This window comes from Ruegeria sp. O6 (assembly GCF_056535045.1).
On sequence record NZ_JBQERM010000016.1, the window covers coordinates 50,099 to 71,577 of the forward strand.

The following is a 21,479-nucleotide window of genomic DNA, read 5'->3' on the forward strand; positions in this document are numbered from 1 at the left end:
TAATGGATCAGTTGGTGCCCCAGTATTTGGCCGTCAGCTCGTCCAGTGTTCCGTCCTCCTGTATGGCTTTCAGACCAGCGTTAATTGCATCCACTGTCGGATCGCCTTCCTGAAACACGATACCCAACGGGTCGGATTGCAGGCCTGTAATGCCAACAGTCAATTCGCCCGCAAATTCCTGTTCATAGGCCGCCGCCGAAGTGCCATCGATGATCACGCCCTGAACGTCCGCGTTCTGAAGCGCCAGAATGGCGGCCGAGAAGTTGTCGTAAAGGCTGACATTCTCGCGCCCGACAAGCTCTTCAGCCAATTGTGCGTTGGTCGTCGCGGTTTGCGCGGCCAGTTTCTGGCCACCGGCTTTGAAGTCCTCAAGTGTCATGTCAGCATTATCGACCTGCAACAGAATGGCTTGGCTGACAACGATGTAAGGCTCGGAAAAGTCCATGGTTTCTTCGCGTTCCGGTGTGATCGACACGCCCGAGATAACCAGATCGAACTCACCTTGCTGAAGGGCCGCAAAGATACCGTCCCAGGCGGTGTTTACGAAATTGGGGACGCAATTGACCTTCGCGCAGATTGCATTCATCACATCGACGTCAAAGCCCACGATCTCACCGGTTGTTTCATCCACGGTTTCCATCGGTGGGTATGTCGCATCGGTTCCGATTTTCAGAACACGACCTTCCAGGTCGGCAGCAAAGGCCGCTGGAGCCATCAGTGTTGTGAGTGTTGCAGCGGCAAGTAGGTTTTTAAACATTTTCAGGTACTCCTTTGTTGGATCAGGTGGTTTGCGCCGCATCCGGCGCCGGGGTGTCAGGTTGCCGCTCGATCAATGAGGCCCTGATCTTTTTCTGAATCTCGGACGGATCGACCCCGTCCAAAGCTTTCAACATGAACTCACCCAGCAGACGGCTTGTTTCAGCAATCGGCAAGTAATAAGTGCTGGGTGGCGGTACAAAATACTGGCTGAGCTTCAAGTCGTCGTTCGAGATGACCACAACGTCCCTTCCAACCTGCACTCCGGCTTTATCGGCAGCTGACAGCGCCCCAAGGGTTATGGCCTCATTAGCGCAGATGATGGCGCTCGGCGGTTTCGGCAACTCCATAAGCGTAGCAAATTTCTGCTGACCGGATTCCGCGGTGGTCGGGCCGGTGGAAACCAGTGTCGGGTCGAACTCCACACCGCATTCTGACAGCGCTTCAGCATAACCCCTGCGGCGTTGCTGCGCATAGATCAGGTCATCCGGCGGGTTTATCAAAGCGATGCGGCGATGCCCCAGCCCAAGCAGCCTGGCGGTGGCATCATAAGCCGCTGCCTGACTGTCGAGATCCACATAAGGATGCGGTTGGGGGCTGTCGCTCATGCCGTATGTGACAAAAGGAAAGCCCTGCCCCTGCAGATACGCGACGCGTTCATCATGAACACGTGTGCCGGAAAAGATCACGCCATCAGCCTGCCCTTCCTGCACGATGGACTTCAACGTCTGCACCGCAGCCTCGCCATCACATGTGCTGAATACGCTCAACTGATAGCGTGTTCCTATTAGCGCATTGGATATACCGGCTAGAATACGCGTAAACTCTACACCTTCCCACTCTTCCGCAGCATCGTTCGAAACACTGACCATGACCCCGATTCTATAGGATTTATTGGTGCGTAGCTTCAGGCCATCCAGATTCACCCGGTATCCCAGATCCGACGCAACTTTTTGAATCTCTTCCCGGGTTTCCCGTTTCACCGATACGGAATCCCGCAAAGCATTCGAGACTGTGCCAACGGAATACCCAGTACTTCTGGCAATCGATTTGATCGTCGCCCGCGCCATCACCCAAACCCTGCCAATTGTTCCGTCAAAAATGACCGACCCGTTTGCAGGGTGCGCACGTGATCATCGGTTTCGTCATGTTCGACAAACAGGTCCGTGCAGTTGGTCGAGGCAAGTGCACGCAGGGTTGCGTTCCAGTCAACTACGCCTTCGCCCAAATCGCGCCAGCGCGCGTCACCTGTTCCGCCTGCTGGGTCGATATCCTTTGCATGCACGGACAGGATTCGATTGGCGTGGCGGCGGATCGCGTCCGCCGGATCCAGACCAGCCGCAACCAGCCAACCGATATCTGGTTGCCAAAAGACATCTCCGCCGGCAAGGATCAGGTCAAGAGGTGTGTCACCAGCCTCACCGATAAGATCAAAATCATGATTGTGATACGCCAGGCTGATATCATGATCTGTCAGCTGATTTGCCCATTTGGACAACTGGCCCGACACCGCCCTCCATCCCTCGGCAGTGTCGGGCCGCACCTGGGGCGCCAGCCAAGGCATGACAGCCACCCGGCATTCCATTAGGTTTAATACTTCGACGATATCCGAAAATCGCCCTTCGAACTCTTCCCAATCAAAATGTGCAGACCGAACATTAAGGCCTGACCCGTAAATAGTGCCCGCCATCTGAGCTGGGGTCAGGCCGTGCAAGCCAGTGGTTTCGACATCTGAAAAACCGCAGGCCGCAACCAATTGCAGCTGATCTGCAAGATCACCGCATTGCCGCACTGTGTAGAGTTGGGCAGAAACTCGCATCCCTCACCTTTGAAACGTTTCAAATATGGTGAATTACGAGCTGTATCCTTGTCAAGCGCCGTATTGATTCGATCCGTACGCCAGCTTTGAATAAGGCTCCGAGCCTTTGCCTAAAACCCAGATGGGGTGGGAAATCGAGCCATTTCCCGCAACCGATTTCTGATCCGAACAATGAAGGGCTATACGAGCGAGCCACCAATCTGTATCACCAAAAACGGTATGGCGCGCGCAGAACGTCTTCAGAATGATAATCGCATGGATTATCTCGACCGACACCTGGCTGCCGTAAGGGACGCTTTTGCACAAAATGTTCCGGTAAAGGGCTGTTTTGTTTGGTCACTACTGCGACAAATGCGAATGGGCCTTCGAATGTGGAAAAAGGTTTGGACTGGTGAACGTGAATTTTGAAACGCTTGAGAGAACACCCAAAGCGTCTTTCATGGCGCTAAAGTCTGCCCATTCCGGGGGTCAGAACGTCTCTCAGCCGTTAGCGCAACCATTCGGTGCGGTGCATGAGCATTGGAATCTGGTTGCTGACATAGGGGGCACCAACACGCGGCTGGGCGTGGTTACGAACGGAGAGCTGACAGCCCTACGCAAGCGCCCAACGGGGACACTGGAAGATCTGCTGGAAGCGTTTCACGCGCTTCGGGATGAAATCGGAACAAATCCACAGGCGGTCGTGGCGGCGGGTGCAGGCCCTGTCCGGAATGGCACGATTCGGCTGACAAATGCCAATCTGGACCTGTCCGAGGCCGAATTGGCAAAAGCCACCGGCGCCAGTCATACGTTTGTAATCAATGATTTCACCGCTGCCGCGTGGTCGGTGGCAGAAGTAACCCAGAAAGATGTTGCCGTCTTGCAAGGTCACGCGACACCGCCCGCAGGCACGCGATTGGTGGTGGGTCCTGGCACCGGGCTTGGCGTGGGAGCGTTGCTGTTTTCCGAGGGCCACTATCACACAGTCTCCGGAGAAGGTGGTCATGTGGGTCTGTATCCGCGTCACCGCGACGAAGTTGACATCTTTGAAGCAGCCCGCAGCATTGCGCCTGAGTGTTTTTTTGGTGACAGCCTCGCACTGGAAGCTGAGATGTTCCTGAGCGGTACGGGCTTGCCTATCCTATATCAGGCGATCGGGCTGGCGGCAGGCCATATACAGACACCAACGCGCTCGGCGAAAGACATTCTGCTCGATGCCCGCGACCGTTCTGACCCCATCGCGGTACAAGCCGCTCGGATGTTCAACACCCATCTGGGGGCTTTGATGGGCGACATGGCTGTCACACTGATGCCTTCGGGCGGAGTGTTTCTTGTTGGCGGCGTCGCGGAAAAGAATCGCTGGTTATTCGGCGAAGAGTTCCGGGAAGCGTTCAACGGCGGTGGCCGTTTCAGCGAGCTGCGCCGCTCGTTGAACCTGTATGTCTCCGAGCAAGCAGAGTTCGGCATCATCGGGGCGAACAATTTCTGCAAGAACGCTTTGATGCGATAACAAGTCTCCCTGACAAAATACTCTGAAAAGGACTACGAAATGATCCTGTGCTGTGGTGAAGCCCTGATCGACATGATTTCCGAGCCGACAGTGTCGGGCGAACAAGGATTTGTACCGCGCACAGGTGGGGCGATATTGAACACGGCGGTCGCAGTCGGTCGTCTAGGTGTTTCCGTCGGAATGCTGACCGGCGTGTCGTCTGACATGTTTGGCCAACAAATTACAAAGGCGCTGAATTCAAGCCATGTTGACACGTCACATGTGATTGTCTCTGACCGCCCCACGACCCTTGCCTTTGTACAGCTTAAAGACGGTCACGCCACTTACAGCTTTGTTGATGAAAACACCGCCGGACGAATGCTGCAACCCGAGGACATGCCAGACCAGCTTACAGCCGTGTCCGCCTTATATCTTGGGGGTATCAGTCTGGCATGTGAACCCTGCGCGGATGCCTATGCCTCACTTCTGAATCGCCACGGAGCGGATCGCGCAGTGATGTTGGATCCGAATATCCGACCGGGCTTCATCAAGGATCAGACCCGGTATCGAACCCGTCTGAACCGCATGATTGCGAAGTCCGATATTGTGAAGGTTTCAGACGAAGATCTTGACTGGATCATCCCGGGAGCCGAACCCGAGGCCGCCAAAGCGTCTCTTTTGTTGCAGACCGGTCCGTCAGCCCTCATCGTGACCAGGGGTGGCGACGGGGCGAATGGGTACCTGGCCGACGGATCCAAGGTTTCGGTTCCTGTGAAACCTGTTCAGGTTGTCGACACAATCGGCGCGGGCGACACGTTTAACGCTGGTGTTCTGACTGAACTCAGCCGCGCAGGGCATTTGACAAAGCAGGGGCTGCGCAATCTGACCTCTGAAAGCTTGCGGGCGGCCATGGCGTTGGGCGCAACTGTTGCCGCCGTAACAGTATCACGCGCCGGGGCAGAACCGCCCTGGGCACATGAGATTTGATTGCCTGCAACAACCCGAAAAAATGAACTGGTGACAATCGCTTCAAGGCCGAGGGCCGTGGCTGCGGAGATTGCGACCGTCTGGCAGGCTCACAAATCACGTTAGGCCACGGCAGAATAAGCACCTATCGCTTCCGGGCAATGATCCACACGGGATGATATGTCAGTGAGACTCCGCGATCCGTGCCGAACTCCTTAGCGTATTCGTTTTCGAACCGAGCCAGCGTGGACTTGGTCCATGTCCCTTGCGCCCTGCCGTTTACACCTGTTCTTCGCAAATACCTAAGTACCTCGCGGGGCGTATCGAAATAGGTTTGCCTCAGGCTTTCACCAACGGCCAATATCTGCATCGGGCCGTCGACAGCCGCGGCAAGAGCAGCCGGAGTAGTAAGTCCCGGTGCACGGGCAGTTGATCCAATCTGACTAAGCTCTTGATATTGCTGAGGGCCAAAACCCGAAACCGCCAACCACCCGCCGGGCTCCAGCGCGTCCATCGCTTTGTGAAGCAATTGCAACGGGCTTTCCATCCATTGGATCATCGAAGCCGAGGCGATCAGATCAATCCGGGAAGGCCAGTGAACTTCACGTGCATCACCGGCAATGAACTTGGCCTGTTCCGCATCAGCCGTTGCCTGAGCCTGCGGCGCGATGTCGTTCAATATGAGGTTTGGCAGGTGAAATTTTTGTCGCATCAGACGGGTCAGATGCCCTGTGCCACATCCCAGCTCGAAGACAGTTTCAAAGCGGTCCGGGGCTCCGGCACGACGCAGTTCGGACACCAGCTTGCCTGCGACCCAGGCTTGCTGATTTGCCGTGTCGTGGTAGGTTTGAAAGCTTCGGCTAAAGCTCCGCTGCACCCTTTCTGCCAGTTGCGCTGTCATGATACCCAACTCGCCCAACTTTGCCCCCGTAGGAATGGTACGTGCGGCCCCGCCACATGCTCGACTCGGGCCGAGGTTGAGGCCCATGCCGTTTCTTGGGCCGATGTCGGAATGATCCGGTCGTTTGTGGGTATCCACACCCTGTCAAAACCCGGATCAGGGGCAGACCCACGTTGGATCACGGCAAATAGCTCCTGTTGTGCAGCTGCGATGTCCAGTTCCGGGGGCTCGCCTGGCAACCCCGCACGGCGGCAGAACTTGGCGAAGCTGCGCTCGGAAAGCTGAGCCGCTGTTGCCTTGGTCATGTCAGGCGCAATGCCACGCTCCGGGCACGCCGGGTGCAAAGTGCCGCTGATGGCGATCAAACGGTCGGGACGAAACCCCGAGCACGCCAGCCAATGCGCAGCCGACGCGACACCAAAGGAAAAGGCCAGCATGTCTATGTGATCGAAACGGGAGAGATCGGGCAGGGAATCATCGAGGCTAGTGTAGCCTTCCGCCAAAAGAATATTCCCGCCCCCCGTAAGACCCCGGAATGGAGCATCGCCCAATGCCCATCCACCGAACACAAGGGTTAGAGTATTGTCACCTGATTGCGCCAGCCAACGGCTTTTCATTTCTGCCCCCCAGCCAGAGCCAGCATCGCGGACGTTACCCTGCTCAGTTCGTCCGGCGAAATAACATAGGGAGGCATGCAATAAATATTTCGAGCAAACGGGCGCAGCCAAACACCGGTTTCCGCAGCCAATCCATGTGCGATGGAGGGGTCGACCCGCTCATCCATCTCGATGACGCCGATTGCGCCAAGCACGCGCACATCCGCTACACCGGATAGATTGCGCGCGGGGGCGAGTTCGGCCTTCATCTGCTGCGAGAGTGATGCAACTTCCTGCTTCCAGTTTCGCTGTTGCAACTGGTCAAGGCTCGCCACCCCTGCCGAACAAGCCAAAGGGTTGGCCATGTAGGTGGGACCGTGCATCAAAACTCCGGCCTCACTTTCCCCGATCCCGCGAGCGACGGCCTCGGTCGCGATGGTGGCGGCCAAGGTGATATGCCCACCTGTCAATGCCTTGCCAAGACATAGGATATCCGGAACCACTCCGACGTGGTCCATTGCAAACATTTCGCCGCTGCGTCCGAAACCGGTCGCGATCTCATCAAAGATCAGCAAAACGTCATGCGCATCACACAAGGCGCGCGCCCCGCGCAACCATGCAGGGTGATAGAAATACATCCCACCCGCGCCCTGCACCACCGGCTCAAGGATCAGCGCGGCGATCCTGTTGCCTTTGTAGTTCAGCAACGCCTCCAGCGGCTCCAACCCGTTCTCGGAAGGGTCGTCGAGCCACTCATCACCGAACTGGATGTGAGGGCGTGGCAGAAAGTGCTGGATCGACAACGCACCGCGAAACAGACCATGCATCCCGTTGACGGGATCACAAACGCTCATCGCTTTCCATGTGTCGCCATGATAGCCACCCCGGATCGTGGCAAATTCAGACCGTTCGCCCCGGCCTTTGGCAATCTGGTACTGGACTGCCATCTTCAACGCGACTTCAATCGCGACCGAGCCGCTGTCGCTGTAGAAAATGCGATCCAGGCCATCTGGCAGAAGGTCGACCAACCTGCGCCCGAGTTCCACGGCGGGTTCGTGGGTCAGACCACCAAACATCACATGCGGCAGTGTATTCAGCTGCTTTTGCATCGCATCGATGATGGCCGGGTGCCTGTGGCCATGCACCGTACACCACCAGGACGACATTGCGTCGATCATTCTGATGCCATCTGCACGCGTCAGCCAGACACCTTCTGCCCCGGTAATCAGGTGCATCGGGCCGGGTTCAAGCACATGTGTATAAGGGTGCCACAGATGGCGCGCATCAAATTCCAACGGGGTCACAGGAACCTCCGAATGGTCGCCACATCGATTGCCGAAAATGCGCTGTTCAGGCACTGCGGTGTCAGGTCGCTCAGAAATGGCAGGCGTCCCAAATGATGCACTTTACACATCTCGACGATGGTTTGCTCTACGTCCGGCACGGGGTCACCCACGAATGCGACGCCGACAACCTCGCAGCCAGCAGCCCGAAGCGCCATTAGAGACAATGTGGTGTGGTTGATCGTTCCCAAGGCGGTGCGCGCAACAAGAACAACCGGAGCCTGCCATCCGGCAATCACGTCCAGAAAGAACGACTGGCGGTTCAGCGGCACCATGAGGCCCCCTGCCCCTTCGACAACCAGAGGCCCGTCCACTTTCGGAATTTCAAGACGCGAGAGGTCAATCTCAACGCCCATGTCTTCGGCAGACAGATGCGGTGAGGCGGGCATGTTCAGCCGGTACGCTTCGGGCAGGACCTCGGCACCGCTCAGCGCGCTGACGGTTTCAGTGTCTGTAGCATCCTCAAGACCAGACTGAACAGGTTTCCAGTACCGGGCCTGCAACGCTGCCGCCAGACCAGCCGAAAACACGGTTTTTCCAACACCTGTGTCGGTTCCGGTAACGATCAGCGCGCTCATGCGGCCTCCGACTGACAGATTGAGATAGTGGTGAACAAGGCCGTGATATCCTGAAGGGTGACATTTCCGGTAATCGAGACGCGCAAACGGGATGTGCCTTTTGGGACAGTGGGCGGGCGGATGCCCCGAACGTCAAAACCCTGCTGCTGCAAAGTGGCCGCCATCGCCATTGTGCGCTCGTCATCTCCCAGTACAACCGGGATGATCTGGCTGTTCAACGCGGCTGCGGGCAACCCCAGTTCCCGTGCGGTGTCATGGGCATGGCGCATACGTTCATGCGCGCCTTCAACCAGACTGACATCCTCGGCCAGTTCCCGTAGCGCAGCACGAACCAGAGCAGCGTTCAAAGGCGACGGAGCGGTCGCAAAGATGAAGGGACGAGCACGGTTGATCAGGGTATCTATCATCACGCGCGGACCGCAGATCAGCCCGCCTGAAACACCAAGCCCTTTACCACAGGTATGCAATGTTAGCAGATCAGCGTTCAGGTCATGCGCAAGACCCCGGCCTCGCTCTCCGAAAACGCCGGTGGCGTGGGCCTCATCAACAACCAAAACTGCATCAGCTTCGCGCGCAAGTACGGACAGGTCTTCCAGCGGCGGCAGGTCACCTTCCATGGAATACACGCTTTCGACCGCAATCCAGACCTGACCCGAACCGCCTGTAGATTGCCAGTCGCGCAATACGTTGCGTGCATCCGCAACATCATTGTGACGGAAGGCACGCAGATCCGCGCGGCTGGACCGCATACCTTCATGGGCGCTCGCGTGGACCAGCGCGTCATAAAGGACCAAATCCTCAGCCGCAGGCAACGTGGAGAAGATTGCCTGATTAGCCTGGAACCCGCCTCCCATGAACAGCGCGGCCTCAGCTCCAAAGAATGCGGCCGCTTCCTTTTCCAGTGCTTCATGTTCAGGGTGGTTGCCCCGCAACAGACGTGAACCTCCCGAACCTACAGGCACACCCCGCGACAGCGCATCATGTGCCGCGCGCTGTAACACTTGAGAACCGGCAAGACCCAGATAGTCATTCGACGCGAAATCCAGCCCTTGCGTCGGGATCAAGGCTCGGCGGCGGTGCCGGGCTTGAAGCGCATCAAGCATCGATTCCAGTCGGTTGACTGCTTTCATTCGGCAGCTTCCGTGCAGTTTCGCGTTTCGGCTTTTTCAGCTTGCAGGCCAAGTTTGGCAAACAGGACCGCGTCGGTGTCTTCTTCGGGGTTTTCTGCTGTCAGTAGCGTTTCGCCAACAAAGATCGAGTTGGCACCGGCGAAAAAGCACATCGCCTGCATCTCGTCACTCATGTCGCTGCGTCCGGCCGAAAGCCGCACATAGGACTTGGGCATCAGAATGCGGGCCGTTGCAATGATCCGCACAAAGTCGATCGGATCGATCGGCTCGGCGTCGGCAAGCGGGGTATCGGCCTGCGGCATCAACATATTGATCGGCACCGAGTCAGGTGGAGGCGTCATGTTGGCCAATGTCAGCAACATGTCGATACGGTCGCCAGTATGTTCACCCATCCCCAGAATGCCGCCCGAGCAAACCTTGATCCCGGCTTCCTGCACCCGGTTCATCGTATCGATCCGATCCGCAAAAGTACGGGTGGTGATGACTTCGGAGTAATAACGTTCCGAGGTGTCGATGTTGTGATTGTAATAGTCCAAACCGGCATCGCGCAGCTGCACCACCTGGATGTCGTCGAGCATACCCAGCGTCATGCAGGTTTCCATACCCAGTTCCTTGACGCCCTCGACCATCGCGACCAGCGCATCCATATCGCGCGCCTTTGGCTCGCGCCACGCCGCCCCCATGCAAAACCGGGTCGCGCCGCCATCGCGGGCTTTTTTGGCCTCGGTCAGAACGCGCTGAACCTCGATCAGCTTCGACGCGGGCAAGGTTGATCCATTGCGGGCTGATTGCGAGCAATAGGCGCAATCCTCGGCGCAGCCACCAGTCTTGATCGACAATAGCTTCGAGGTCTGGATCTGGTTCGGATCAAAGTTTTCGCGATGCACGGTCTGCGCACGAAACAAAAGATCCATCAACGGAAGATCGTGAATAGCTTGCGCAGTTTTACGGGTCCAGCCGGAGTGTGGGATGATCATTTTATCTATAAAACTTTCTGCAGCTTGCGTTGCTGTGGATTTATTATCGATAAAACTTGAATACGCAACTGTGTTGGCGCAAACGATCATAAATCAAGCGGAAATGCCGCGCCTTCAGAAATCGAGCCCCAGATCGACGGTGCGGGCGGAATGCGTCAAGGCACCGGACGAGATGTAATCCACCCCTGTCGCCGCAATTGATGCGACCCGTTCCAACGTCACATTGCCGCTGGCTTCGGTCTTCAACCGCCCGCCCACCATGGCAACCGCTTCGCGCAGCATGTCATTGTCCATGTTGTCCAGCAAAACCACTGAAGCACCGCCAACGTCCAGCACTTCGGCAAGCTGGTCCAGTCGATCAACTTCAATCTCGACCGCCATCATGTGACTGGCCTGCGCCTTGGCGGCTTCAAGAACCTGACGGATACCGCCTGCCGCAGCAATGTGGTTGTCCTTGATCAGGATCGCATCTGATAAGGAATAGCGGTGGTTGAAACCGCCACCGTGCAGCACGGCCTGTTTTTCCACGATGCGCAGGCCTGGCGTGGTTTTGCGCGTGCAGGTCATGCGGGCCATAGTGCCGTTGGTCTGCTCCACAAATGCGGCTGTCATTGTGGCAATACCCGTCAGGCGTCCGGCAAAGTTCAGAGCGACGCGTTCGCCGGACAGGATCGATGCGGCAGAGCCCTTGATGGTCATCAGTGTATCACCGCGTACGCAACGCGAACCATCCTTGATCCGCACGTCAACCTCAAGCGACGGGTCCACAAGCCGGAACGCGATTGCGGCGACCTGCATCCCCGACACGACGGCGTTTTCGCGCGCGTTCAGTCTGGCTGTATAGGTTGTTTCCTGCGGAATAACCGCGCGGGTTGTCACATCACCGTAGCTTCCCAGATCCTCCATCAACGCAGCGCGGACCATGGGTTCCAGGATCAGATCTGGCAGGATCGCATATGTCATGACAGTTCCTCGCAGGCTTTGGCCCGAATGCTCATTGCTTCGGACAAATACATCCGGGACCGCTCTCCGGGCCCATCATTGGCTTTTGGAAAATCGGATCGCTTGTGTGCACCGCGGCTTTCTTCACGGTGCAAAGCAGCAGCAGCGATCAGGGTCGCGGTGGCACACATGTTGCAAAATGACGGGCAGGCATCGTGCTGCGCCTCCAACTGCGCAATAGTTTGCAGAGCACGGATTAGGCCCGTCCGGTCCCGGACAACACCAACGTCGCGCGTCATGGTTTCGCGCAACTCCTGGATAGCCCTTGTCGTGTCTGGAGTCACCACATGGACAAACTGCAATGTAACGGGGTCGGCATTTGACACCACCGGAACGGAAGCCCCGATGCTTTCGGCGCAGATGCGCGCAAAGACAAGCGCCTCAAGCAGCCCGTTCGAGGCCAGCCGGTTGGCGCCGTGAAGGCCGGTCGAAGATGCCTCGCCGCAGACCCAAAGCCCGTCAAGTGTCGCGCGACCGTCAGTGTCGGTGGCAATACCACCCATGTGATAATGCGCTGCCGGTGCGACCGGGATCGGTTCGTTGACCGGGTCGATACCGTTGCGCGCGCAGTATTCGGCAACTGCCGGGAACAGGTCCGTTATCTTCGAGCCTAATGCGGTACGGGTGTCCAGCATGGGCCGGTTACCCGCCTGCACTTCGGCAAAAATTGCACGCGCAACGACGTCTCGCGGGGCGAGTTCTGCGTCCGGGTGAACGGATAACATGAACCGGTCACCCTTATTGTTGATCAGCGTTGCCCCTTCGCCGCGCAACGCCTCGGTTGCCAGCGGAGCCGGATCTTCACCAACATCCATTGCCGTCGGATGAAACTGAACGAATTCGGCGTCAGCAATAAGCGCACCAGCACGTGCGGCCATCCCGATGACCTGCCCGCGAATGCGTGCCGGATTGGTCGTCAAGGCATACAACCCGCCAGAGCCACCCCCGGCAAGCAATACGGCAGGCCCGCAGATCGTAACGGGCTCGGACCCTGTTTCTGATGCGTCCTGAACCGTGACACCTGTCACCCGACCGTTTGATACGTCCAGCGCCGTGGCAAGGACACCTTCCAACACCTGAACCGAGGGTGTTTCATGCACCCGTTCGATCAGGGCAGCCATGATTTCACTACCTGCCTGATCCCCTTTCACCCGTACGACACGTGCGAAGCTATGCGCCGCTTCGCGTGACAACACATAACTGCCATCCTTGGTGCGATCAAATGGTGTGCCCAATGTCGTCAGGTCAAGGATATATTGCCGAGCCTCGCGCGTGACCAGATCGGCAACGGCCGGAACGACTATTCCCGCGCCAGCCTTGACGGTGTCCAGGCTGTGGCTTTCCGGGCTATCCGACAAATCCATTGCCGCGGCCACACCGCCTTGCGCCCATGAGGAACTTGCACCTTCGCCCAAAACATCGGGTGAGATTACAACCACTGGCCGCGGCGCGAGCTTCAATGCTGCATAAAGCGCGCCGATGCCAGCCCCCACAATAATGACGCGATCCGTGGTGACTTTGGTCATTTCAGATCAAATGCCGAGCTTGCGGGACAGATCAATCATCGCCTGAACGGATTTTCGCGCCTTTTCAGCCACATCTTCGGCGACCTCGACCTGCCCTTCCATCGTGTGCAGGGCGAAGAGGATCTTTTCAAGCGTGATTTTCTTCATATACGGGCACATGTTGCATGGCCCTACAAATTCGACCTCGGGCAATTCATCGGCAATGTTGGATGCCATCGAACACTCGGTGATCAGCATCGCCTTTTTCGGCTTTTCATCATGCACGTATTTGATGATGCCGCTGGTCGAGCCGGAATAGTCTGCCTCGGCCACCACATCCGGCGGGCATTCAGGATGCGCGATCAGCCGTGTTCCCGGGTTCCATTCGCGGAAGTCGCGCAGGTCCTGTGCCGTATATTGTTCGTGTACAATGCAAGAGCCGGGCCAATACACCACGTTCTTGTGGCTTTGATTGGCAACATTTTGCGCCAGGTACTGATCCGGCGTCATGATGACCGTATCACTTTCCATGGCGTTGACGATCTGAAGCGCGTTCGAAGAGGTGCAGCAGATATCCGAAGCTGCTTTGACCTCGGCAGTGGTGTTTACATAGGACACAACCGGCGCGCCGGGGTATTTGGCGCGCATTTCATCGATTCCCTCAGCGGTGATCGATTCTGCCAATGAACAACCGGCTTCCATGTCGGGCATCAGCACAGTCTTCTGAGGGCTGAGGATTTTCGATGTCTCGGCCATGAAATGAACACCGGCCTGAACGATCACATCTTCTTCGACTTCACTGGCCTTGATCGCAAGCTGCAAACTGTCCCCAACGAAATCGGACACACCGTGAAAAATCTCGGGCGTCATGTAATTGTGCCCAAGGATCACGGCATTACGCTCTTTCTTGAGCGTATTGATGGCTCGCACGTAAGGCGCGTAGATTGCCCAATCTGGTGGGCTGACCACGCGATCCATGCGGGCAAACGTTTCTTTCATCTCATTGGCCAGAGTGGCCGATGGGGCAAGGTCATAAACGTCCGAAATCACCGAGCGGACATGTGCAATATCGAGCAACGGGTAGCCACCTTTGTCAGTTGCCTTCAACCCCACGGGGTTGTTGAACGGCTTAGCCCTAGCCGAAACAGCACCGGTTCGAAACCGGAAAATGTGACGTTAGCGCTAAGGCAAACCGACAAAACAAAGGTTGGCGTGGTAATCAGCCCAAAATGCCCGGCAATCGCAGCCCATGTTCACGAGCGCAGGCTTTCGCGTCCTCGTACCCGGCGTCCGCGTGACGCCAAACCCCCGACGCGGGGTCATTCCAGAGCACCCTCTCCAATCGCTTGGCTGCGGCATCGGTTCCGTCTGCGCAGATGACGACGCCTGCATGCTGGCTGAAGCCCATACCAACCCCGCCGCCGTGATGCAGCGAAACCCAGGTCGCACCCGAGGCCGTATTGACAAGCGCGTTCAGCAGCGGCCAGTCCGAAACAGCGTCCGAACCGTCCTTCATCGCCTCGGTCTCGCGGTTAGGTGAGGCGACAGAACCACTGTCAAGATGATCTCGGCCGATGACGACCGGAGCTTTCAATTCGCCGTTTCTAACCATCTCGTTGAACGCCAGCCCGGCCTTGTGGCGATCTCCTAGCCCAATCCAACAGATCCGCGCCGGCAGGCCCTGAAACGCAATACGCTCCTGCGCCATGTCCAACCAGTTGTGCAGATGGGTATTGTCGGGGAACAGTTCCTTCATCTTGGCGTCTGTCTTGTAGATATCTTCAGGGTCACCGGACAACGCGCACCAGCGGAAGGGTCCGATACCCCGACAAAACAGCGGGCGAATATAGGCGGGTACGAAGCCGGGGAAGGCAAAAGCGTTCTCCAACCCCTCATCCTGAGCCACCTGTCGGATGTTGTTGCCGTAATCCAACGTCGGCACGCCCGCGTTCCAGAAGTCCACCATTGCAGCGACGTGCTGCTTCATCGAAGCACGTGCAGCCTTTTCGACCGCCTTCGGGTCACTTTCGCGCTTGTCTTTCCATTGCGCCATGGTCCAACCAAGCGGCAGGTAGCCATTTACCGGATCGTGGGCGCTGGTCTGATCCGTGACAATATCGGGGCGCATCCCGCCAGCTTGCATCCGGGCGTAGATTTCCGGGAAGATTTCAGCGGCATTTCCCAACAAACCAACGGATTTCGCTTCGCCCGCCCTAGTCCAGCGATCAATCATTGCCAGCGCTTCGTCCAGCGTCTCGGCTTTTTCGTCCAGGTATTTTGTACGCAAGCGAAAGTCGATGCTGTCCGGGTTGCATTCCACGGCCAGACAACAAGCCCCTGCAAAGACAGCGGCCAGAGGCTGCGCGCCGCCCATTCCACCCAGTCCCCCGGTCAGGATCCACTTACCTGTCAGGTCGCCGCCATAATGCTGACGCCCGGCCTCGGCAAATGTTTCATAAGTGCCCTGCACGATGCCCTGTGTACCGATATAGATCCACGAGCCAGCGGTCATCTGGCCGTACATCATCAGACCTTTCTTATCGAGCTCGTTGAAGTGGTTCCAATTGGCCCAGTGCGGCACAAGGTTCGAGTTTGCGATCAATACGCGGGGGGCATCGCTATGGGTGCGAACAATGGCAACCGGCTTGCCGGACTGGACGATCAGCGTTTCATCCTCTTCCAGATCCTTCAGGCTGGCAACGATGGTGTCAAAATCCTTCCACGTCCGCGCCGCGCGGCCAATCCCGCCATAGACCACCAGCTCATGCGGGTTTTCGGCCACGTCCGGATGCAGGTTGTTCATCATCATCCGCAATGGCGCCTCGGTCATCCAGCTTTTGGCGTTCAGTTCAGCTCCGGTGGGCGGAAAGATGTCACGGGTGTTTTTGCGAGGATCGGTCATCGGGCAAGCTCCAATGCTGTGTCATTGAGGGCGTCTAGAACGTCTTTCAACCAACGGCGGAGACGGTTGGCTTTGGCGGTGTCAAAAGTCCAGGGCGGCATTTCTGAGGTCAGGTAGGTCGACTGCGCCAGCTCCATCTGGATCGCGTGAATACTGTTATCCGGATGTCCGTAGTGGCGTGTCGTCCACCCACCTTTGAAGCGCCCGTTCAAAACGGTGCTGTAAGGGGATGAAGCGGCGAACTCATGTGCAATTGTTTCGATTTCCAATGCACAGGTCATCCCGTTATTTGTGCCAATGTTCATGTCGGGCAATACGCCGTCGAACAGAAAAGGAATGCGGCTGCGGATTGAGTGGCAATCATACAGCACAGCGATGCCATGGATCGCCTTCACCCTCTCCAGTTCGGCCAGCAAAGCGGCGTGATATGGCGCATGAAATGCGTCACGCCGTTCAATGATATCTTTTTCAGTTGGAGGGATGTCCCAGATGTCCTGCCCGTCGAAATCCGTCAGCGGCACCAGGGTCGTCGTGTTCTGGCCAGGGTAAAGGGAAGTACCGCTCGGGTCACGGTTGGCGTCGATCACATAGCGATGAAAGGTGGCCCGGACCGTGGTAGCACCGGGCAAAAGCCCGTCGTAAAGCATGTGGATGTGCCAATCCGTATCTGCCAGCGCCCGACCCTGTGCATTCAGTTTGGCATCAATCGCCGCAGGCACATAGGTGCCCGTGTGAGGCAGCCCCAAAACAACTGGACTATCGCCCTGAACTACTTCGACTGGATCAGTCATGCGCCAAGCTCCGGCATGGCGACACCAGCGCCATCGGAAATCTCACCGCTTGCAATAAGGGCCGAGGCTGCTTCGATGTCATTTGCCATGTACCTGTCATCTTCCAACGCCGGTACAACAGAACGCAGACGCGCCATGACACCTTGAAGGCTTTCACTGGTTGGCAGCGGCGCGCGATATTCAACCCCTTGCGTTGCGCACAGCAACTCGACCCCCAGGATACGTTCCAGATTGGTCACCATTTGCCCCAGCCGCCGTGCGCCATGGGCGGCCATTGACACGTGATCTTCCTGATTGGCCGAAGTCGGTGTTGAATCCGTGACGCAAGGATTGGCCAGATGCTTGTTTTCGCTCATCAGTGCGGCTGTCGTGACTTCGGCAATCATCAGGCCAGAGTTCAAACCGGGGTTGGGTGTCAAAAACGGAGGCAAATCAAAGCTGAGCACCGGATCGACGATCAGCGCGATGCGTCGCTGCGCAATCGCCCCGATCTCGGCCACTGCCAGAGCAATCATGTCGGCGGCAAACCCGACCGGTTCTGCATGAAAGTTTCCGCCTGATACGATCAACCCGGCCTCGGCCAGAACCAGAGGGTTATCGGTGGCGGCGTTGGCTTCGGTTTCCAGTGTCACCGAAGCCTGACGCAGCACATCCATCGCGGCACCAACAACCTGCGGCTGGCAGCGGATGCAGTACGGGTCCTGAACCCGCGTATCACCGTCCCGATGGCTTTCGCGAATGACCGACCCAGCCAGTAGCGCGCGCATGGTTGCGCCCGCTTCGATCTGGCCCCGGTGACCACGCAAGGCGTGAATTTCGGGCTGCAAAGGCGCGGTAGACCCCATAATCGCATCAGTTGTCAGGGCTGAAGTGACCAAAGCGCTTTGCGCCGCCCGCCAAGCGCCGAAAAGCCCCGCCAGCGCAAACGCCGTAGAAAACTGAGTGCCGTTGATCAGCGCCAGACCTTCCTTGGGGCCAAGTTCGACCGGGGTCAAACCTGCCGCTGCCAGCGCGTCGCCGCCAGACATGAGGGTGCCGCCAAACTCGGCCTCACCCTCGCCCATCATGACGGCTGCCATGTGCGACAGCGGTGCCAGATCGCCCGAAGCACCAACAGACCCCTGTGCCGGGATTACCGGTGTCACCCCTGCGCCAAGCATCGCTTCCAGCAGGTCAATCAGTTCCAGCCGCACACCCGACGCGCCACGTCCGAGGCTGAGCAGTTTGAGTGCCATCATGAGCCGCGCAACAGCACGCGGGATCGCTGGTCCGACGCCACAGCAATGGGACAGGATCAGGTTGCGTTGCAGCGTCGCGGTATCCTCGGCCGCGATCTTGACGCTTGCCAGTTTTCCAAAGCCCGTATTGACCCCGTAAACGGCGGCTTCGCCAGTCGCCGCCTCAATGATGCGAGCGTGTGCCGCGGCTATCGCAGGCCTGCAATCCGGGTCCAGCCGAACGGCGCATTCCTGGCGGAATACCTGTTCCAGCTGCGCCAGAGAGACAGCGCCGGGAGTTAACGTCAGAGTGGTCAAAATGCGCCTCCGAATATGCGGGCGTGAAGGGGATTAAAACCGATGCGGTAGGCAAGCTCGGCCGGGTGAGTGACATTCCAGACAGCCAGATCCGCCCGCAGGCCCTGAACGATCCTGCCGCAGTCTCTCAGGCCCAGTGCACGCGCGGCATTCACAGTGACACCTTTCAACGCTTCCTCGGGGGTCATTCGAAACAAGGTGCATCCCATGTTCATCGCAAGCAAAAGTGATGTCATCGGAGCCGAGCCCGGATTGCAGTCGGTCGCAAGGGCCATTGGCACGTCGTACTTGCGTAGCAAATCAATTGGCGGTTGTTGCGTCTCGCGCAGGGTGTAGAAAGCCCCGGGCAGTATCACGGCCACCGTGCCTGCCACTTCCATGGCTTTGACACCGCTTTCGTCCAGATACTCGATATGGTCGGCAGACAGCGCACCAAAGCTTGCAGCAAGTTTCGCACCACCCAGGTTGGACAGTTGTTCGGCATGCAATTTGACCGGCAGTCCTAGTTCCTTGGCAACGTCAAACAGTGGCACCAGTTGGTCGGGCAGGAAGGCAATCCCTTCGCAAAATGCGTCCACTGCATCAACCAAACCCTCGGCATGAGCCGCGCGGAGGGTCGGAATGCAAATCTCTGCAATGTACGCCTCGGGCCGGTCTTTATACTCGGCGGGCACAGCATGAGCGCCCAGAAAGCTAGTTATAATGCGCACCGGGCGGCTTTCCTGCAGGGCCCGCGCGGCGCGCAGCATGGTCAGCTCAGTTTCACGATCAAGCCCATAGCCCGATTTGACCTCGATCACCGAGACCCCTTCGGCGATCATCGCGTCCACGCGCGGCAGGGCCTGCGCAATCAAATCCTCTTTACTGGCCGCACGCGTGGCTTTCACGGTCGAAATAATCCCACCACCCGCGCGGGCCACCTCTTCATAGCTGGCACCGTTAAGGCGCATCTCAAACTCAGCCGCGCGGTGGCCGCCATGCACTACATGGGTATGGCAATCGATCAGAGCCGGCGTCACCAGCCGCCCGTCCAGCGAAGTTTGAGAGAATGTCGCGTATTCTTCCGGCAACTGCGTCTTCGGACCGACCCACGCGATCCGGTCCCCACGCACGACAATCGCCGCGTCTTCGATCAATCCGTATGCATCCGCACCAACCATGGTCGCGGCGTGCAGATCTGTGAACAGATGATCGTGGGTTTGCATTCGAATCCCTCTTCGGTGCAATTCTCTCTTTTCTGGTACAGGTCTTTATGTCATATGTCTATTCATAAAACCGGAGGTAGGGATGACGGTCATTTTCGCAAAACGGGCCTATCTGGCAGCCGGCTGGGCAGAGAATCTACGACTCGAGATCAAAAATGGTCGTATTGCCCGTCTGACACCCGACGCGGTCGCGCAACTCGGCGACACCTGCGTTGACACTCTACTGCCCGCTTTGGCCAACCTTCACAGCCATGCCTTTCAGCGTGCCATGGCGGGAATGACCGAATATCGGCAGGCTGGCCGTGACAGTTTCTGGACTTGGCGTGATCTGATGTATCGCTTCACAGCCCGCCTGAACCCCGAACACATTCAGGCCATCGCTGCGCAAGTCTATGTCGAGATGCAGGAGGCCGGGTACGCCTCGGTCGGGGAATTCCATTATCTGCACCACCAACCGAACGGGCAATCCTATGACAGGCTTTGCGAACTCAGCGACCGGATCATGGCCGCTGCTGCTGAGACCGGAATTGGCCTGACCCATCTGCCCGTGCTCTACAGCTATGCAGGAGTTGGGGAAAAACCACTGGAGGCGGGGCAGCGACGCTTTGGCAATGATGTGGACCGTTTTTGCGAACTTGTCGCGCAGGCGCGGGGTGCGCTCGGCAATCTTCCTGACGACTGTCGCGTCGGCATCGCGCCACATTCCCTACGCGCCACCTGTCCGCGCGATCTGGCGCAGGTGGTGGCATCACAAAGTTCCGGTCCAATCCATATTCACATTGCCGAACAACCCAGAGAGGTTGAGGAAGTGCAGGCTGGCCTTGGCGCGCGTCCGGTCGAATGGCTGCTGGATAATGCCCCGGTTGAGTCCAACTGGTGCCTGATCCACGCAACCCATATGACCGACGAAGAGACTTGCGCAATGGCCCGCAGCAAAGCGGTTGCCGGTCTGTGCCCGGTGACAGAAGCCAACCTGGGCGACGGGCCTTTCAACGGCCCTGTCTATCTGAATGCAGGCGGCGCTTTTGGCGTGGGATCGGACTCCAACGTGTTGATTTCCATGACCGAAGAGCTCCGCACACTCGAATACTCGCAACGACTGCGCGACCTGTCACGTAACGTGCTGGTGGTTGGCGAAGGCTCGGCAGGACAAACCCTTTATCGCGGCGCAGCTATTGGCGGTGCGCAGGCGCTAGGCCGCAACGCGGGGCAAATTACCGAAGGAATGCTGGCCGATCTCGTCGCCATCGACAGTCAGGCCCCTGCCCTTTGCGCACTACAACCTCACCAACTGCTGGATGGTCTAGTCTTTGCCGCCAAAGATAATGTCGTAACTGATCTTTGGTCCGCAGGCAGACACCAGGTTCAAAACGGACATCACGTCCTGCGGGACAAGGTCACGCGTAACTACAAAGGGGCAATAAGTGAGCTTCTGGCTGAGCTTTAGCTAGGGATCTTATTGAAACACACGCGAAGGATCTTAGCGCCTGCAGCCGGACTGACCGTAACAGCGGCGTTCAGCGTCATTGCGTCTCCGGCAACCAGCGGCGTGTTGTCTGACATGTGGGCCATTCCCGAGGCGACAAAGACAAACTCGCCCGCTGTCGCTTCAAATTCCTGATCATTTGCAAAAACGTTCACCACAACAACGACCTTTGAATCGTAGATCACATTGAATGCACGACACGGCCCGCCCAACAGCCGCGCATTCAGCGCGAGCGCCCCGTCGAACGAAACCGGCAGGAATGGCCGCGCTGGTAAAACACCACTATCACCGAGCAAATCAAGCCCGGTCCCTTCGATGATCGTGTGTACGCGCGACATCCCCGGAAATCGGGAAAATGGCCCATCCTGATCGATCCGGGCCACACTGATACGCCAGACGACATGTTTACCGACCCGCTTCGCGGCAAGTTCGGTTGTTACCCCGCCACCATTGGCCCATGGCGTAACCGCGCAATCCTGCAATCTGATAAGGTTCTGGGTCAAATTCTTTGCATCTCAC

The 21,479-nt window shown here is 57.7% G+C and carries 21 protein-coding genes; 4 read left to right on the plus strand and 17 right to left on the minus strand.

The genetic code is table 11. The features are described from left to right. Positions 1-7: 7 nt before the first annotated feature. The 3 genes from ACR0DY_RS17145 to ACR0DY_RS17155 are packed head-to-tail and all read right to left on the minus strand — an operon-like array spanning position 8 to position 2,575. Entirely contained in the window at positions 8-757 is a 750-nt protein-coding gene (locus ACR0DY_RS17145) for a basic amino acid ABC transporter substrate-binding protein (protein ID WP_480483651.1), read from the minus strand. 22 nt (positions 758-779) lie between these two features. Further along, positions 780-1,826: a LacI family transcriptional regulator gene (locus tag ACR0DY_RS17150; RefSeq protein WP_480483650.1), complete on the minus strand. Its 1,047-nt coding sequence runs from the start codon at positions 1,824-1,826 to the stop codon at positions 780-782. Further along, the gene (locus tag ACR0DY_RS17155; protein WP_480483649.1) at positions 1,826-2,575 is read right to left on the minus strand and encodes a sugar phosphate isomerase/epimerase family protein; all 750 of its coding nucleotides are present in this window, start codon (positions 2,573-2,575) and stop codon (positions 1,826-1,828) included. Before ACR0DY_RS17155 ends, ACR0DY_RS17150 begins: the two co-directional genes overlap by 1 nt. 219 nt (positions 2,576-2,794) lie before the next feature. Here ACR0DY_RS17155 and ACR0DY_RS17160 point away from each other — a divergent pair, with 219 nt between their 5' ends. The 3 genes from ACR0DY_RS17160 to ACR0DY_RS17170 are packed head-to-tail and all read left to right on the plus strand — an operon-like array spanning position 2,795 to position 5,030. Beyond that, the gene (locus tag ACR0DY_RS17160; RefSeq protein WP_480492735.1) at positions 2,795-2,983 is read left to right on the plus strand and encodes a family 1 glycosylhydrolase; all 189 of its coding nucleotides are present in this window, start codon (positions 2,795-2,797) and stop codon (positions 2,981-2,983) included. After that, positions 2,967-4,064 carry a glucokinase gene (locus tag ACR0DY_RS17165; protein ID WP_480483647.1) on the plus strand — a complete coding sequence of 366 codons (1,098 nt, stop codon included), beginning with the start codon at positions 2,967-2,969 and terminating at the stop codon, positions 4,062-4,064. Before ACR0DY_RS17160 ends, ACR0DY_RS17165 begins: the two co-directional genes overlap by 17 nt. 39 nt (positions 4,065-4,103) lie before the next feature. Beyond that, entirely contained in the window at positions 4,104-5,030 is a 927-nt protein-coding gene (locus ACR0DY_RS17170; RefSeq protein ID WP_480546978.1) for a carbohydrate kinase family protein, read from the plus strand. A 124-nt stretch (positions 5,031-5,154) separates the two neighbouring features. Here the strand turns inward: ACR0DY_RS17170 and ACR0DY_RS17175 are convergent, their stop codons facing one another. From ACR0DY_RS17175 to hutI, 13 genes are all read right to left on the minus strand, one after another. Further along, on the minus strand, positions 5,155-5,910 hold the full coding sequence (locus ACR0DY_RS17175) for a methyltransferase domain-containing protein (RefSeq protein ID WP_480487374.1): 756 nt from the start codon (positions 5,908-5,910) through the stop codon (positions 5,155-5,157). After that, entirely contained in the window at positions 5,907-6,527 is a 621-nt protein-coding gene (locus ACR0DY_RS17180; RefSeq protein WP_480546974.1) for a pimeloyl-ACP methyl esterase BioG family protein, read from the minus strand. The genes ACR0DY_RS17175 and ACR0DY_RS17180 overlap by 4 nt, the downstream gene beginning before the upstream one ends. Continuing rightward, positions 6,524-7,810 carry an adenosylmethionine--8-amino-7-oxononanoate transaminase gene (gene bioA / locus ACR0DY_RS17185; protein WP_480546971.1) on the minus strand — a complete coding sequence of 429 codons (1,287 nt, stop codon included), beginning with the start codon at positions 7,808-7,810 and terminating at the stop codon, positions 6,524-6,526. Before bioA ends, ACR0DY_RS17180 begins: the two co-directional genes overlap by 4 nt. Then, complete coding sequence (gene bioD, locus ACR0DY_RS17190; protein ID WP_480546969.1) at positions 7,807-8,427, minus strand: dethiobiotin synthase; 621 nt, start codon at positions 8,425-8,427, stop codon at positions 7,807-7,809. Before bioD ends, bioA begins: the two co-directional genes overlap by 4 nt. Next, positions 8,424-9,557, minus strand: a complete 1,134-nt coding sequence (locus ACR0DY_RS17195; RefSeq protein ID WP_480539100.1) for an 8-amino-7-oxononanoate synthase — start codon at positions 9,555-9,557, stop codon at positions 8,424-8,426. The genes bioD and ACR0DY_RS17195 overlap by 4 nt, the downstream gene beginning before the upstream one ends. Next, a complete protein-coding gene (bioB, locus tag ACR0DY_RS17200; protein ID WP_480546967.1) occupies positions 9,554-10,534 on the minus strand; it encodes a biotin synthase BioB in 981 nt (326 codons plus the stop codon). The genes ACR0DY_RS17195 and bioB overlap by 4 nt, the downstream gene beginning before the upstream one ends. Positions 10,535-10,648: 114 nt before the next feature. After that, the gene (gene nadC / locus ACR0DY_RS17205) at positions 10,649-11,497 is read right to left on the minus strand and encodes a carboxylating nicotinate-nucleotide diphosphorylase (protein WP_480546965.1); all 849 of its coding nucleotides are present in this window, start codon (positions 11,495-11,497) and stop codon (positions 10,649-10,651) included. After that, positions 11,494-13,062, minus strand: a complete 1,569-nt coding sequence (locus tag ACR0DY_RS17210; protein WP_480546963.1) for an L-aspartate oxidase — start codon at positions 13,060-13,062, stop codon at positions 11,494-11,496. The genes nadC and ACR0DY_RS17210 overlap by 4 nt, the downstream gene beginning before the upstream one ends. A 6-nt stretch (positions 13,063-13,068) precedes the next feature. Beyond that, a complete protein-coding gene (gene nadA, locus ACR0DY_RS17215; RefSeq protein WP_480483638.1) occupies positions 13,069-14,118 on the minus strand; it encodes a quinolinate synthase NadA in 1,050 nt (349 codons plus the stop codon). 142 nt (positions 14,119-14,260) lie between these two features. Further along, on the minus strand, positions 14,261-15,943 hold the full coding sequence (gene hutU / locus ACR0DY_RS17220) for a urocanate hydratase (protein ID WP_480546961.1): 1,683 nt from the start codon (positions 15,941-15,943) through the stop codon (positions 14,261-14,263). Beyond that, positions 15,940-16,734 (minus strand): N-formylglutamate deformylase, encoded by a 795-nt coding sequence (hutG, locus tag ACR0DY_RS17225; protein ID WP_480898798.1) that lies wholly within the window; start codon positions 16,732-16,734, stop codon positions 15,940-15,942. Before hutG ends, hutU begins: the two co-directional genes overlap by 4 nt. After that, the gene (gene hutH / locus ACR0DY_RS17230; protein ID WP_480483635.1) at positions 16,731-18,269 is read right to left on the minus strand and encodes a histidine ammonia-lyase; all 1,539 of its coding nucleotides are present in this window, start codon (positions 18,267-18,269) and stop codon (positions 16,731-16,733) included. Before hutH ends, hutG begins: the two co-directional genes overlap by 4 nt. Next, entirely contained in the window at positions 18,266-19,474 is a 1,209-nt protein-coding gene (gene hutI, locus ACR0DY_RS17235) for an imidazolonepropionase (protein ID WP_480483634.1), read from the minus strand. The genes hutH and hutI overlap by 4 nt, the downstream gene beginning before the upstream one ends. Before the next feature lie 82 nt (positions 19,475-19,556). Here hutI and ACR0DY_RS17240 point away from each other — a divergent pair, with 82 nt between their 5' ends. Beyond that, a complete protein-coding gene (locus ACR0DY_RS17240; RefSeq protein WP_480483633.1) occupies positions 19,557-20,921 on the plus strand; it encodes a formimidoylglutamate deiminase in 1,365 nt (454 codons plus the stop codon). On the opposite strand, the gene ACR0DY_RS17245 is transcribed toward ACR0DY_RS17240, so the two are convergent. Beyond that, positions 20,918-21,463: a HutD/Ves family protein gene (locus ACR0DY_RS17245; RefSeq protein WP_480483632.1), complete on the minus strand. Its 546-nt coding sequence runs from the start codon at positions 21,461-21,463 to the stop codon at positions 20,918-20,920. The genes ACR0DY_RS17240 and ACR0DY_RS17245 overlap by 4 nt on opposite strands. Positions 21,464-21,479 lie beyond the last annotated feature (16 nt).

Coding starts and splice junctions, on each gene's coding strand:
- ACR0DY_RS17145 (WP_480483651.1), bottom strand. CDS start 757: ATGTTTAAAAACCTACTTGCCGCTGCAACACTCACAACACTGATGGCT.
- ACR0DY_RS17150 (WP_480483650.1), bottom strand. CDS start 1,826: ATGGCGCGGGCGACGATCAAATCGATTGCCAGAAGTACTGGGTATTCC.
- ACR0DY_RS17155 (WP_480483649.1), bottom strand. CDS start 2,575: ATGCGAGTTTCTGCCCAACTCTACACAGTGCGGCAATGCGGTGATCTT.
- ACR0DY_RS17160 (WP_480492735.1), top strand. CDS start 2,795: ATGGCGCGCGCAGAACGTCTTCAGAATGATAATCGCATGGATTATCTC.
- ACR0DY_RS17170 (WP_480546978.1), top strand. CDS start 4,104: ATGATCCTGTGCTGTGGTGAAGCCCTGATCGACATGATTTCCGAGCCG.
- ACR0DY_RS17175 (WP_480487374.1), bottom strand. CDS start 5,910: ATGACAGCGCAACTGGCAGAAAGGGTGCAGCGGAGCTTTAGCCGAAGC.
- ACR0DY_RS17180 (WP_480546974.1), bottom strand. CDS start 6,527: ATGAAAAGCCGTTGGCTGGCGCAATCAGGTGACAATACTCTAACCCTT.
- bioD (WP_480546969.1), bottom strand. CDS start 8,427: ATGAGCGCGCTGATCGTTACCGGAACCGACACAGGTGTTGGAAAAACC.
- ACR0DY_RS17195 (WP_480539100.1), bottom strand. CDS start 9,557: ATGAAAGCAGTCAACCGACTGGAATCGATGCTTGATGCGCTTCAAGCC.
- bioB (WP_480546967.1), bottom strand. CDS start 10,534: ATGATCATCCCACACTCCGGCTGGACCCGTAAAACTGCGCAAGCTATT.
- nadC (WP_480546965.1), bottom strand. CDS start 11,497: ATGACATATGCGATCCTGCCAGATCTGATCCTGGAACCCATGGTCCGC.
- ACR0DY_RS17210 (WP_480546963.1), bottom strand. CDS start 13,062: ATGACCAAAGTCACCACGGATCGCGTCATTATTGTGGGGGCTGGCATC.
- hutU (WP_480546961.1), bottom strand. CDS start 15,943: ATGACCGATCCTCGCAAAAACACCCGTGACATCTTTCCGCCCACCGGA.
- hutG (WP_480898798.1), bottom strand. CDS start 16,734: ATGACTGATCCAGTCGAAGTAGTTCAGGGCGATAGTCCAGTTGTTTTG.
- hutI (WP_480483634.1), bottom strand. CDS start 19,474: ATGCAAACCCACGATCATCTGTTCACAGATCTGCACGCCGCGACCATG.
- ACR0DY_RS17240 (WP_480483633.1), top strand. CDS start 19,557: ATGACGGTCATTTTCGCAAAACGGGCCTATCTGGCAGCCGGCTGGGCA.